Here is a 12,163-nt window from a genome sequence, read left to right as displayed (position 1 = left end):
AGACGCAAGTCAGACTGCGGCCTGACCTGCGGCAGGCTTTTGGCGCGTGACGGATTTGAGCAAACCGGTCAGCGGTTTTTCAACAACCAGATAGAGCGCCGCGGAAATCGCAATGCTTACAAAGGCAATCGACGCCGGCTGCCAGCTTGACGGAACTCCAAACCGCAGCATGATACCGGTCACCACGACAGCCACCAGCACGTGCCAGATGTAGATCGAATACGAGGCATTGCCTAAAAATGTAAGCAAGGCCATGGGCCTGAACGGGCTCGCGCGCTCGGCAAAAACCGCGCCGGCAACGACAAGGGTCGCCGGAATGCCCCAACGCAAGACGCGGGGCATTTCAGGGTCAAGCATCTGGGCGGTCATCAGCAAGAGAAATCCGCCAACAAACAGCGCCAGCGCCAGCATAAGCTGGAGCCGGATATCCTTCATCCACAGCCGCCCGACGACAACACCGGCCGCGAACTCGAGCACGATGGGAGAGGTAAAGGCCCCCGGGTACCCTTGCAGCAGGAAAAAGTTCATTGCGACCATCCCCAGCATCGCGCCGATCAGCGCTCCAAAACGCTGCTTCTTGGCCAGCAAGAGCGACAAGGCGAAAACGATGTAAAACATCATTTCATAGCATAGGGTCCAGCCTTGGATCACCACGGGATGAAGTGACCCGTTCTGCATCATTGGAAAAAACAGCAGCGACCCGAAAAAATTTGCAGGGCTCAGCACGTGTCCGAAGAGAAACTGCGGCTTGACGAAAATTGCCAACGCAGTCAGCAACGTAACTATCCAATAAAGTGGCACGATGCGAACAATTCGCTGCCACATGAAGCGCTGTGCAGCGACAGGGCGATCGACCGTCGACACCCACATGATGAAACCGCTAATTACAAAGAAGATGTCAACGCCTGCTGCACCAATCGCGAACGGGCCGTTGAACTGCTCGTTGATATGAAAACAGACTACTGCGGAAGCGGCAAATCCACGAAGATACTGAATACTATGGATTTCATTCAAACCTGTACCCCTTAACGACCCCTCCCATCAAAAATGTTGCATTGCACAATAGCGAATATCTAGCGCCATTTGTCAACTTGGCAAAATCTTAAGGTGGAAATTCAGCATTCCATTTGCTCGTTTTTCACGCAGCCGACGATAGCCCGCTCCGGCGTCGATCAAATGCAATTTCATTTGTATGCAAATGTTTCCGGATCTGCCTGATCCGGAAACCGAAGCGTTGTTTTCGTGAAATCCGCTGGAAACATGCGCGGCGCATTTAAGCCGTCATCGAAGGGCCGGCCGGAAATGTCTTCCTGCCGCTGTGACCTTCCGGAGGAAACCAAAATGTCGATGTTCGAAAGCCTCGGCCGCTATGGTGTGGCCATCAAGATTGCCCACGACAGCAAGAAGTCGATCCGGGCCATGAACAACCTGCCGGCGCACGTCCAGAAGGATATTGGTTGGCCGGCATCGCCGCCGAACGACCCGCAGGCCGCGCTCATCTCGCTGCTTCTGGGTACGGCGCGCTGATGACATTCGCCGACAAATGCAAGCTGCTCGTCAGGCGTCGGAGCCCATATGCGGCCTCGGCGCCTGGCAACATCCGGCTGCAGGCCGCACTTCTGCTGCGTCGCTGACAAACGCGGCGCGGATCACACCACCGTGTAGACATAGCGTAAAACTTGACATTTTCGGCCACGGCACGATCTTCGCAAGCGAGGGGGAATTCTCTTAGTCGGCTGCAGCCGGAGTTCGTGTACCCGCATGCCAAGTTTCAAAAGCCACTTTGTATCGTTCGTGCTCCGGCACAGCCGCAAAAAGGCGTTTGCCAGCCCGGAAAACCTGCAGCGCTGGATCGCTGCCGCGCGCAAGACCGAGAACCACCAGCCGCCCGTCTCGCTGCGTCAGCGTCTCGACATCGAGATGCATGCGGTCGATGGCTTTCCCGTCTATGAAATTGCCCCCAGGGCCGGCGAGCAGAAGCGAATTCTTTATCTGCACGGCGGCGCCTATGTCTTTGAAATCACGCCCTATCATTGGCACCTGATCGCCGACATGGCCGACCGGCTGGGTTACGGTATCACCGTGCCGATCTATCCCATCGCTCCCGAACACGATTTCCACGCCATGTTTGGCATGGTCGGCGACGTCTACCGCCAGATGCTCGACGAGACGGAGGCTGAGGATATCGTGTTTATGGGCGATTCCGCCGGTGGCAACATGGCCGTGGTGCTGACCATGATGGCCGCGGAAGAGGCCCTGCCCCTGCCGTCGCGCCATGTGCTGATTTCACCTGGCCTCGACATGTCGCTTTCCAACCCAAAGCTGTTCGAGGCCGAACGCAATGATCCGTGGCTTGGCATACCCGGCGGCCTGGAGGCGATCCGGATGTACAGTGCCGGCATCGACCGCAACGACTGGCACATCAGCCCGCTCTATGGCGATCTGTCGGTATTGCCGAAAACGCTGCTGTTGACCGGCTCGCACGACCTGCTCAGTCCCGACAATCTGATCTTCGCCGAAAAGGCGCGTGCCGCCGGCGTCGAAGTCAATGTCGTCTATGAGGAAGGCATGTTCCACGTCTGGCCATTGATCGACATGCCGGAAGCGCGCCGCGCCCGCCAGCATATCGTCGCGTTTCTGAGCGAGAGCCGCACGCCGATCAGGCAAGATACAAGCTTCGAAATGCCGGCCGCCGAAGCGGCGGAGTAGCGCTTCTGCTCTCGGTCGACGCTGGAGCTATTCCAGGAAAATGTGAAAACGGTTTTCCGTCCGGAATTGCGTCAAAAAAAGAAATAGAGCGGTTCTGCGTTTTCGCGAAACGATGAACCGCTCTATTACCGGATCAGAACTTGCCGGTTTCCCGGAACACTTCGAAGGTCGCGCGGATATGGTCGGCGACGGCCTTGACCGGCGCGCTGGCGTCCGGCGCCACCACCATTGCCAGATTGTAGGTGCCTATGTCGGGCATGCCGTCCTTCGGGCAGAGTTCGACCATGTCGTTGCCGAGGAATGACTTCGGCAGCGGCGCCACGGCGAGATCGGACATGATCGCAGCGCGCTGTCCGGCCGTGTGGGCGCTCATATAGGCGATGCGGTAGTTGCGGCCCTCGCGGCCAAGCGCATCAAGTGCGCCCGCCCGCCAGGCGCAGCCCTCTTCCCACAGCGATACCGGCAAGGGTTCGCGCAGATGCGCGCAGCCGCCCTTGGCGCCGGCCCAGACGATCGGCTCGGTGAGCAGCACCTCGGCGCCCAGCGCGCTGGTCTTGTATGAATTGGTCAACAGCGTGATGTCGAGCGCCCGGTCGTCCATGCGCCGGCGCAGATTGCTGCTCTGGTCGATAGTGACATCGACGGCGATCGACGGATGCGATTGCGCGAAACGCTTCAGCACATGTGGCAGCACGCGTTCGCCATAATCATCCGGCGAGCCGAGCCGGACAACGCCGACGATGTCGGGAATGATGAACTTCGACACCACCTCGCGGTTGATCGACAGCAGCCTGCGGGCATAGCCGAGCAGCATTTCGCCATCCGTGGTCAGCGACACCGAGCGGGCGTCGCGCGCGAACACCGAGCGGCCAAGAATGTCCTCCAGCTTCTTGATCTGCATGGAGACAGCCGACGGCGTGCGGAACACGGCATTGGCGGCGGTGGTGAAGCTGCCGGTCTCTGCAATCGCCACGAAAGTGCGCAAAACGTCGAGATCGAGCAGTGGCAGTGGATGATTGAGCGGGGCGTTCATGGGAATTGACCTTCAATTTTTCTGATACAAAGCATCATTCCATTTCGTTTGATTGAACATCAGATTGGGAGGATAGTCAACACCATCGAGGCAGGACGCATTGGAAGTGGCCCCGAAACGGCCACGAGACAAACCTGCAATCGACATGAAATGGGGTTGAAACACGCCGCGTGCAACGCCTCACATCCAGGGTCGGACTGTTCCGCCCCGCCACCAAAGGAGAATGAAATGTCTATCCTGTCGTCCATCGGTCGGATCGCGACCGAATTCAGCGCCGCCCGCGCCCGCTACCAGACCGAACGCGCCATCCACTCCCTGCCGATCGAATTGCAGAAGGATATCGGCTGGCCTGAAGCTGCAGACACCAAGACCGGTCTTCGCAATGGCGTCGGATCCTGGGCTGGAGCAAAGTAGATCGTGTGTAGCAAGTGCTGAAGGCCTGCCGCGCAGCCCGCCCGGCAGGCCTTCTCTGTTTTATTTGTATTCAAATGACTTTTGAAGCCATGTCGCCAGCGCATGACGCATATGAGCAAGCCGCATAGCGACCCACTTCCCCAATTAGTGCCTTGTAAATAATCGTAAATTTCTGGCATCTTGCCCAAAATTGTCGCAATCGGTGTCGCATTTCATATCAAGCGCTTCGCTTTTGCGATTTAGTTTTACGCAGCACAAGCCTATATCAGCGCCAGCAAACGAGCTGCCCCACTCCATCAAGCGAAGGCGACCCGTCTGAGCAACCGAATGGAGATGATCATGAAGCTTTTTGCCCGCCTCTTCGCCCGCCGCGAAATGAACCTGACCACCGCTCTCGAGCGTCAGCGCCTCGCCAACACCATGCCCGGCCAGACCGGCGCGATGGCTGCGGCGCGCCTCGGCTTCGTCGCCTGAACTTTTTTTGCAAGCAGCGCTTCCCTGCCGCTGCTTTAAAACTGTAACGCCGCCTGGCTCCAGCCAAGGCGGCGTTTTTGTTCTGCCACAAGGCGCAATTTGCCTGTCCCTTGAACAGTTGGGTGCTGCTTCCAGGCCTCGCTGCACGCCGATTGCCCATTTGCGACCCGTGTCGCAAATTTAATCTCGTCCTGGCAGCGTAGCCGATTGACAGACATGGTTTTTCCTGATGTCGCTATGCTATTCGCGACATCCTGTTCGCGCCATGGCTGTGTGAGGTTCCTTTGAACGCCGTTAAGCATCCGATCAAGCGATCGTTTGTATTCTTCCTTGTCCCCGATTTCACCATGATCGCTTTTGCGACCGCACTCGACCCGCTGCGCTCGGCCAACCGCATGCTCGGCTATGAGGCCTATCGCTGGCGTCTCGCCAGCATCGACGGCAAGCCGGTGCGTGCCTCGAACGGGGTCGAATGCGCGGTCAACACCTCGCTGGAGGAAGAGCGCAAGAAGATGGCAGGCCCTGACCGGCCGAACATGGCCATCGTCTGCAGCGGCATCAATGTCGAGCGCTATCAAAACAAGTCGGCCTTCGCCTGGCTGCGCGAGGAGTACAATCGCGGCGTCGCCGTCGGCGGCCTCTGCACCGGCGCGCATATCCTTGCCGCCGCCGGCCTGCTGTCCAACAAGCGCTGCGCCATCCACTGGGAAAACCTGCCGGGCTTTTCCGAGGCGTATCCGAAGGCCAATGTCTTCGCCGACCTGTTCGAAATCGACCAGAACATCTACACCTGCGCCGGCGGCACCGCCGCACTCGACATGATGCTGAAGCTGATCGGCGACGATTTCGACGAGAACCTCGTCAACCGCGTCTGCGAGCAGGTGCTGACCGACCGCGTGCGCAGCCCGACCGACCGCCAGCGCCTGCCGCTGCGCGCCCGCCTCGGCGTCCAGAACTCGAAAGTGCTGACCATCATCGAGCTGATGGAGGCGAACCTGTCCGAGCCGCTGTCGCTGATCGAGATCGCCGACCATGTCGACCTGTCGCGCCGCCAGATCGAGCGGCTGTTCCGCACCGAGATGGGACGCTCCCCTGCCCGCTACTATCTGGAAATCCGGCTCGACCGCGCCCGGCATCTGCTGATCCAGTCGTCGATGCCGGTGGTCGAGGTCGCGGTTGCCTGCGGCTTCGTCTCGGCCTCGCATTTCTCGAAATGCTACCGAGAGCTCTACGCCCGCTCGCCGCAGCAGGAACGCGTCGACCGCAAGCAGCTGCTGGCCGCTTGATCCGATAGATTTGGGAAGCTACGCCGGCTGCGTCTGTGCAGTGCGCATCGCTTCGACGCGGATATCTTCGGTCAGCCGGGCGGCCGGCCGGCGAAACGGCACTGGCCGCCAGAAATCCGGCATCGCTTCAATAGTCGTCGCAATAACACTCCGCCGACGAGATGCGGTCGTTCCACTCGCTGCCACCGAAATTGCGGATCCTGCGCCTGATCTCGATCGAACGGCCTTCCAGTCGCGAGTCCTCATAGGCAATGAGCGTGCAGCCACGGCGAACGATCACCGACGACACGCGGTCGTTCCAGAACTGACCGCCGCGAAAGTTCACGGAATCCTCAGGCCCCATTCCGATAGACCGCCCGCGAAAATTGGCGTGCTCGAACATGATGCAGGCGGGCTCATCGACATATTGGGCGCTGGCGCCATCGGCACAAAGCACGGACGCGACGGCAGTCAGGATGGCAAGACGTTTCATCTGGTGTTTCCTCGGTTCTAACCGCGGCGCCCGCCGCGGGATCGCGCGTTCTCGCAAGTTTGCCATTGCTTTGGCCGGAGAGGCAAACCTGGCGGCTGCCGGAGAGGCAAGCCTAGCGGCTGTCGAACATCCAGCTGCGGTTGCGCCACATTTTCTCGCCGACCAGGCAGTCGCTGGCGGGCTTGTCCTGCGCCAATACAACAGGCGGATGCGCGGCTTCTTCCGCCGCCCATTGCGGCGAGGCCGGACCGGCAAGCTCCAGCACCAGCTTGCGGCGGATGGCCTCGGGAAATTGCGTCCAGTCGTTGACCGGGATCATGAAGGCACCAGGGCCGCCGATGACGCAGTCGCTGTAGTAGCGATCGAGATTGTTGACGTCGTAGGCGCCGGAAAAGCCGCCCCGGGTCATCAGTGGCAGGCCGTTGATGACGATGCCTTGCTTGATCAGGTCGTCGCGGGTGAGATTGACCGGCGCGCCCTGGTTGTTGGGGCCGTCACCCGAAATGTCGATGACCCGCTTCGTCCCCTGGTAGCCGCTTTCGGCGAAAAGATCGTAGCCGAATTCCAGCGCGCCGGAAATCGAGGTACGCCGCGCGCTGCCAGGCGGCTGGGCGGACAATTGCGCGACCACCCGCTCCGCGTCGGCACGGCTGGCGATCACCGTCCACGGCACGATCACGCGCTGCCAGGTGGTGCCGGCCCATTCGACATAGGTGACGGCGATCTTGCCGTGGGCACCATCGGCAATGGCCTGCAGCACGTTGTCGTGCGTCAGCGCCGCTGCGTAGCCGTGACGCTGGATTTCGAGTTCATCCGGCGACATCGACAGCGAAACATCGACGGCCAGCACCAGCTCGACATCGACCTGTTCGTCGGCGAGGCACACCGGCGTCAGCCAGAACAGCGCCAGCGCTGCACCGCCCGAGAGGAAATGTCTTGCACAAGAAAAAGCAGACATGCCGCAAGGGTAAGCGAGAATCGCCCGTTTAAAAAGAGAAAAGCCCGGCCATGAGCCGGGCTTTGCATCACGCTGTTTCGCGCCCTGCGAGCACTCAGCTGCGCGGCTTGATATTTTCCGGGTCGTAGAGCGGCTTGTAGCCGACCGCCGCGATTTCGACCGGGTAGGTCTCACCGAAATACTCGATGGAGAGCTTGCGGCCTTCCTGGGCATACGCCCACGGCAGATACGCAAGACCGATGTTCTTGCCGATGGTGGGCCCATAGGCCATCGACGTCGTGAACGACCGGCGGCCGAGTTCGTCGACCAGCGTTTCGCCCGTCTTCGGGTCCATCACCGGCATCGTGCCGACGGGATAGCGGGCAACGCCTTTCGCATCGACATTCTCGGTCATCACCAGCGTGCACAGCATGGCCGGCTGGTGCTCGCGGGCGCGGTATTCAACGTGCTTCGCCTTGCCGCAAAAGTCGTTCTCCTTGACCTTCGGACGGGCCAGATCGGCTTCGAGCAGGTTGTACTCGGTCAGAAGGTCGGCGTTCTGCAGGCGCAGGCTCTTTTCCATGCGGCGGGTGTTGGCATAGGTCTCGACGCCAAAGGGCATCACGCCGGTCGAACGCAAGGCATCCCAGACTGCCAGGCCGTCCTCGTAGCGCATATGCAGTTCCCAACCCTGCTCGCCGACATAGGAGATGCGGAAAGCCGTGACATCCTTGCCGCCGATCCTGACCGGCTTGATCGCCGCGAACGGGAAGTTTTCAATCGAGAGCCCGTCCGGAGTCTCGACCACCTTCTGCAAGGTCGCGCGCGCGTTCGGACCCCAGATGCCGACGGTAACGAATTTCTCGGTCACATCGGTGATGGTGACATCGAAACCTTTGTCCTGCGCCGTGCGGCGCAAGTACTGGAAGTCGCGCGGGCCGGCATCCGCCCCGTCGATCAAACGACAGCGGTCGGCCATGCGGATGACGGTAAAGTCGGCGCGCACCATGCCTTCCTCGTCGAGGAAGTGGGTGTAGATGCCCTTGCCGATGTTGTTGTCGCCACCGATCTTGGCCGCGCACAGCCACTCCAGCAGCGCGACATGGTCGGGACCTTCGATATCGTACATGGCGAAGTGCGACAGGTTGACGATGCCGCAATCCTCACTCATGGCGAGGTGTTCGGCATTGGAGACGCGCCAGAAATGGCGGTTGTCCCACTCGTTCTCACGCAAAGGCACGCGGTTGCCGAATTTCTCCAAGAGATGCTCGTTAGCGGCGTAGCCATGGGCGCGCTCCCAGCCGCCCAGTTCCATGAAATAGCCGCCGAGTTCCTTCTCGCGCTCCCAGAACGGCGAGCGTCGGATGTTGCGACCCTTCGAGAACGGTTCGCGCGGATGCACCGCCGGATTGTAGACCTTCATCGCCGTCTCGGTGCAGCGATCCCAGATGAACTGCTCCTTCGTCTGGTGCGGATAGAAGCGCGCATAGTCGATGGCGTGATGGTCGATCGACGTGCGGCCGTCCGTCATCCAGTCGCCGATCAGCTTGCCCATGCCAGGCCCGTCCTTGACCCAGATGGCGACGGCATACCACAGGCCCCTGACCTTCTGGCTTTCGCCCATCGAAGGGCCGCCATCCGCCGTCACTTGCAGAAGACCGTTGAAGGAATGGCTCTCGTTGTAGCCAAGTTCACCCAGGATCGGCGTCAGTTCCATGGCGCGCTCGAGCGGCCCCAGGATCTGCTCCATGTCGAGGTCGCGCTGCGAAGGCGAGAGCCGCGCTTCATGCTTTTCGAGGAGATCGCGCGGATGGCAAAGGCGCGGATTGGTCTCTTCGTAGTAACCCCATTCGATCTGCCCGCCCTCGGCCGTCTTGGGGTCGCCGGTGTCGCGCATATAGGCCGAGTTGCCCTGGTCGCGCAGCAGCGGCCAGCCGATCTCCTTGCCGGTGCCGGCGAACTCGTTGTACGGGCCGAAGAAGGTGAGCGGATGGTCGATAGGCATGACCGGCAGGTCTTCGCCGACCATCTCGGCGATCAGTCGACCCCAAATGCCGGCGCAGACGACCACGTAATCGGCCTCGATGGTGCCGCGGTCGGTCACCACACCGGTGATGCGGCCGTCCTTGACTATGAGTGACCTGGCCGGTGTGTTGGCGAAGGACTTGAGCTTGCCGGAGGCTTCCGCCTGGTCGACCAGCTTGCCGGCGACAGTCTGCGAGCGCGGGATCACCAGACCGGCGTCTGGATCCCACAGGCCGCCCTGTACCATCCCTTCTTCGATCAGCGGAAATTTCTGCTTGATCTCGGCGGGTTCGATCAGGCGGGCGCGCGTGCCGAAAGCTTTGGCCGAGGCGATCTTGCGCTTGATCTCTTCCATGCGGCTGTCGTCGCCGACGCGGGCCACTTCGAGGCCGCCGATGCGCGCGTAGTGGCCCATCTTCTCGTAGAAATCGATGGAGTAGAGCGTCGTCCAGCACGACAGGAAATCGTGGCTGGTGGTGTAGCAGAAGTCGGAGGCGTGCGCCGTCGAGCCGATGTCGGTCGGGATGCCGGACTTGTCGATGCCGACAATATCGTCCCAGCCGCGTTCGATCAGATGATGGGCGATCGATGCGCCGACAATACCGCCCAGGCCGACGATGACGACCTTCGCCTTTTTCGGAAACTCTGCCATTGCCCGCGACTCCAAAGTGATAAAGCGGGCGGACTATAGGGCGGAGCGGTGGGCCTGATGAAGCCTGTTTGCGACATTGGCAAAAAGCCGAGCGACCAGACGGCCGAATGGTTCACATCGGGCGCCTTGGGCGGTTCTCTTTTCGATCGAAAGATCAGCTCAGGCGAAGGCCCAGATATCCTCGGCCTGGAAGCCGACCTGGTATCCTGATGTCTTCAGCTTGACCACGACCTGGCCGATCTCGGCGGCCGGCAGAGCACCGACCTCGACCTTGATCATGCCTGGGCGATAACGCTGGAGGTCGAGTTGTTCGAACACGATCCAGTCGGCGCCCTCGCAATCGACGAGGAAGGCGTCGATATGGCTGATGCCGTTGCGGTCGAGCAGCGTCTGCAAAGTCTCCGACGGCACCTCGATGTCCCTCAGATGCGGCGCGAACTTGTTGAAATTGGCGTCGGCCTCGCCCCAGGCATTCTTGCCCGACATCAGATTGGTGTCGGTGACCGACGAGCAGCCGATGAACTCGATCGGCAATGTGCCTGCCTCAAGTGCGGCGGCATCGAAGGTGTGGACGGTGATCGTGCCCTTGCTCTTCGTCACCGCCACCGGCTCGATGATGAACCGGCTCGTGTCGGGATAGTTGGCGCGCAGCCGCTTCTGATTGTACGGGATCGGCTCGACCAGCATGGCGCGTGCGCCAGCTATGCGGTGCAGCCACGGCGTGACGTCATCGAACAGCGCGCCGTCGCAGGCGCCGACATTGACCATCTGGAACGGTCGCCCCGCTCCACCAAAGCGCGCCTTCAGCGCCGCCTTGGCCAGGAACTTCGTGCCGCGCAGCGACGGCCCGCGATCGAGAACGCCTGTGGGAAGGCCGAGCGAAAGGGCAATGCGCGCCAGGTTGGATACGGAACTCATGACTTGTCTCCGGGAATGACGTGCAGGGCGGCGCGATGCTGGCCATGGGCCACTGTCGCCCACAGCGCCATCAGCGGCGTCGCCAGCAACAGGAACGGCGGGATCAGATTGGGGAAGTAGATGCGGGTGTCGTGGATCGGGAAGACCGCGAATTTCGCCAGCACGCCGAGCACCAGCGCCGCAAACAATATGCCGGCGCGGCGGTCGAGGCGGAAGCCGGCGCGGCCGGCCGCATACCAACCGGCCAGCGCCAGCACCGACACGCCGACCCAGCTGTTCAGGCTGACGGCGCGCAGCAGTGATGTAGCAAACGCCCTGAGATAGGCGGTGACCGAGAACGCCGGCTCGAACCCATCCATATTGTAATGCTGCTCGATGCTGGAGAACCACAGATGCGGCCACCAGCCGGGATGATGCGCCCAGTGCGAAATGGCGAAATAGGCGACGAAGGACGCGGCAAAGCCGGCCAGCGCGCCCCACGCCTTCTGCCGGAGAGTGACCAGAAGCACGGCGAAAATTGCAAGGAAAACAATGTTGTCCGGCCGCGCCATGAAGGCAAGGAAGAGCAGGATCGCCGTTGCCGCCTCACGGCCGCGGACATAGGCGTAGAGCCCGCCGAGGAACAGCGCCGAGCACAGCAGGTCAGGCGTCGAAGCGCGCGCCACGTCGCCGAAGTCGGCCATGATCAGCACCGCGCCGACCACAGGCGCCAACGCCAGTGCCCGCTCCGAGCGCAGCCAGAGCAGCGCGATCGCGCCGAACAGCAGCACGAAAAGCACCGAGACGAGCCGCATCGCCTCGACCGGCGACATCACCGAACTCATCGTCGACAGGATCTCGGCATAGAGGAACTTGATCCGGTACATGCCAAGCAGCGAATGAAAGTCGGCGGCATTCTCCGTCATATGGCTGCGGAAGCCGCCGTCATCGTCGGTCAGCGCCTTGTAGTCGCCCGCCGACACGCCGGCCTTGACGGTGCTGTAGGCATAGTCATGCAGCGCCTGTGGATCGGGATAGGTGCCTTCCTCGGCGATGGCGAGATAGGGCAGCATGTCCCAGTTGGCGTCCGGCATCACCCATGCCGTGAACGCCGTCAACAGGATGTAGAGCGCGAAAGCCGCCGCGCCGATGGGTGCCGCCAGCCGTGCATAGGTCCCCTCGCCCCACGCCAGACCGGCCTCGGTGAGCCGGTCGAGTGGGTTTTTCGCTGCAGGAGACTTGGTCAGCATGATCTTGCTCGGCG

At 61.2% G+C, this 12,163-nt stretch carries 12 protein-coding genes; 5 read left to right on the top strand and 7 right to left on the bottom strand.

Annotation, left to right across the window (positions count from 1 at the left end):
• Nucleotides 1-9 precede the first annotated feature (9 nt).
• The gene (locus ACFSOZ_RS09595; protein WP_379096511.1) at nucleotides 10-1,014 is read right to left on the bottom strand and encodes an acyltransferase family protein; all 1,005 of its coding nucleotides are present in this window, start codon (nucleotides 1,012-1,014) and stop codon (nucleotides 10-12) included.
• A gap of 327 nt (nucleotides 1,015-1,341) precedes the next feature.
• Here ACFSOZ_RS09595 and ACFSOZ_RS09590 point away from each other — a divergent pair, with 327 nt between their 5' ends.
• Both ACFSOZ_RS09590 and ACFSOZ_RS09585 read left to right on the top strand, forming a co-directional pair.
• Nucleotides 1,342-1,527 (top strand): hypothetical protein, encoded by a 186-nt coding sequence (locus ACFSOZ_RS09590; RefSeq protein WP_379096508.1) that lies wholly within the window; start codon nucleotides 1,342-1,344, stop codon nucleotides 1,525-1,527.
• 234 nt (nucleotides 1,528-1,761) lie between these two features.
• Nucleotides 1,762-2,709, top strand: a complete 948-nt coding sequence (locus tag ACFSOZ_RS09585) for an alpha/beta hydrolase (RefSeq protein ID WP_379096505.1) — start codon at nucleotides 1,762-1,764, stop codon at nucleotides 2,707-2,709.
• Between the two features lie 133 nt (nucleotides 2,710-2,842).
• On the opposite strand, the gene ACFSOZ_RS09580 is transcribed toward ACFSOZ_RS09585, so the two are convergent.
• Nucleotides 2,843-3,742 carry a LysR substrate-binding domain-containing protein gene (locus ACFSOZ_RS09580; RefSeq protein ID WP_127291815.1) on the bottom strand — a complete coding sequence of 300 codons (900 nt, stop codon included), beginning with the start codon at nucleotides 3,740-3,742 and terminating at the stop codon, nucleotides 2,843-2,845.
• Nucleotides 3,743-3,970: 228 nt separating this feature from the next.
• Here ACFSOZ_RS09580 and ACFSOZ_RS09575 point away from each other — a divergent pair, with 228 nt between their 5' ends.
• The 3 genes from ACFSOZ_RS09575 to ACFSOZ_RS09565 all read left to right on the top strand — a co-directional run bounded on the left by ACFSOZ_RS09575 (nucleotide 3,971) and on the right by ACFSOZ_RS09565 (nucleotide 5,916).
• On the top strand, nucleotides 3,971-4,156 hold the full coding sequence (locus tag ACFSOZ_RS09575; protein WP_378915037.1) for a hypothetical protein: 186 nt from the start codon (nucleotides 3,971-3,973) through the stop codon (nucleotides 4,154-4,156).
• A gap of 339 nt (nucleotides 4,157-4,495) precedes the next feature.
• Nucleotides 4,496-4,630 carry a hypothetical protein gene (locus tag ACFSOZ_RS09570; RefSeq protein ID WP_013894968.1) on the top strand — a complete coding sequence of 45 codons (135 nt, stop codon included), beginning with the start codon at nucleotides 4,496-4,498 and terminating at the stop codon, nucleotides 4,628-4,630.
• 347 nt (nucleotides 4,631-4,977) lie between these two features.
• Nucleotides 4,978-5,916 carry a GlxA family transcriptional regulator gene (locus ACFSOZ_RS09565; protein ID WP_379096501.1) on the top strand — a complete coding sequence of 313 codons (939 nt, stop codon included), beginning with the start codon at nucleotides 4,978-4,980 and terminating at the stop codon, nucleotides 5,914-5,916.
• Between the two features lie 127 nt (nucleotides 5,917-6,043).
• On the opposite strand, the gene ACFSOZ_RS09560 is transcribed toward ACFSOZ_RS09565, so the two are convergent.
• The 5 genes from ACFSOZ_RS09560 to ACFSOZ_RS09540 all read right to left on the bottom strand — a co-directional run bounded on the left by ACFSOZ_RS09560 (nucleotide 6,044) and on the right by ACFSOZ_RS09540 (nucleotide 12,149).
• On the bottom strand, nucleotides 6,044-6,388 hold the full coding sequence (locus ACFSOZ_RS09560) for a peptidase inhibitor family I36 protein (protein WP_379096498.1): 345 nt from the start codon (nucleotides 6,386-6,388) through the stop codon (nucleotides 6,044-6,046).
• A 112-nt stretch (nucleotides 6,389-6,500) separates the two neighbouring features.
• Nucleotides 6,501-7,346 (bottom strand): DUF1194 domain-containing protein, encoded by an 846-nt coding sequence (locus ACFSOZ_RS09555; RefSeq protein ID WP_379096495.1) that lies wholly within the window; start codon nucleotides 7,344-7,346, stop codon nucleotides 6,501-6,503.
• Nucleotides 7,347-7,440: 94 nt separating this feature from the next.
• On the bottom strand, nucleotides 7,441-10,002 hold the full coding sequence (locus ACFSOZ_RS09550; protein ID WP_379096491.1) for a GcvT family protein: 2,562 nt from the start codon (nucleotides 10,000-10,002) through the stop codon (nucleotides 7,441-7,443).
• A gap of 159 nt (nucleotides 10,003-10,161) precedes the next feature.
• A complete protein-coding gene (locus ACFSOZ_RS09545; protein WP_379096488.1) occupies nucleotides 10,162-10,920 on the bottom strand; it encodes an FkbM family methyltransferase in 759 nt (252 codons plus the stop codon).
• Nucleotides 10,917-12,149: a hypothetical protein gene (locus tag ACFSOZ_RS09540; RefSeq protein ID WP_379096485.1), complete on the bottom strand. Its 1,233-nt coding sequence runs from the start codon at nucleotides 12,147-12,149 to the stop codon at nucleotides 10,917-10,919. Before ACFSOZ_RS09540 ends, ACFSOZ_RS09545 begins: the two co-directional genes overlap by 4 nt.
• Nucleotides 12,150-12,163: the final 14 nt, after the last annotated feature.

This window comes from Mesorhizobium newzealandense, assembly GCF_042682145.1.
In the GTDB taxonomy this organism is placed as follows: Bacteria; Pseudomonadota; Alphaproteobacteria; order Rhizobiales; family Rhizobiaceae; genus Mesorhizobium; species Mesorhizobium newzealandense.
This window is presented reverse-complemented; position numbering and strand designations above follow the sequence as displayed.

What these genes read in the sequence shown, in the direction of transcription:
- ACFSOZ_RS09590 (WP_379096508.1), top strand. Translation starts at nt 1,342, where the DNA reads ATGTCGATGTTCGAAAGCCTCGGCCGCTATGGTGTGGCCATCAAGATT.
- ACFSOZ_RS09585 (WP_379096505.1), top strand. Translation starts at nt 1,762, where the DNA reads ATGCCAAGTTTCAAAAGCCACTTTGTATCGTTCGTGCTCCGGCACAGC.
- ACFSOZ_RS09580 (WP_127291815.1), bottom strand. Translation starts at nt 3,742, where the DNA reads ATGAACGCCCCGCTCAATCATCCACTGCCACTGCTCGATCTCGACGTT.
- ACFSOZ_RS09575 (WP_378915037.1), top strand. Translation starts at nt 3,971, where the DNA reads ATGTCTATCCTGTCGTCCATCGGTCGGATCGCGACCGAATTCAGCGCC.
- ACFSOZ_RS09570 (WP_013894968.1), top strand. Translation starts at nt 4,496, where the DNA reads ATGAAGCTTTTTGCCCGCCTCTTCGCCCGCCGCGAAATGAACCTGACC.
- ACFSOZ_RS09565 (WP_379096501.1), top strand. Translation starts at nt 4,978, where the DNA reads ATGATCGCTTTTGCGACCGCACTCGACCCGCTGCGCTCGGCCAACCGC.
- ACFSOZ_RS09560 (WP_379096498.1), bottom strand. Translation starts at nt 6,388, where the DNA reads ATGAAACGTCTTGCCATCCTGACTGCCGTCGCGTCCGTGCTTTGTGCC.
- ACFSOZ_RS09555 (WP_379096495.1), bottom strand. Translation starts at nt 7,346, where the DNA reads ATGTCTGCTTTTTCTTGTGCAAGACATTTCCTCTCGGGCGGTGCAGCG.
- ACFSOZ_RS09550 (WP_379096491.1), bottom strand. Translation starts at nt 10,002, where the DNA reads ATGGCAGAGTTTCCGAAAAAGGCGAAGGTCGTCATCGTCGGCCTGGGC.
- ACFSOZ_RS09545 (WP_379096488.1), bottom strand. Translation starts at nt 10,920, where the DNA reads ATGAGTTCCGTATCCAACCTGGCGCGCATTGCCCTTTCGCTCGGCCTT.
- ACFSOZ_RS09540 (WP_379096485.1), bottom strand. Translation starts at nt 12,149, where the DNA reads ATGCTGACCAAGTCTCCTGCAGCGAAAAACCCACTCGACCGGCTCACC.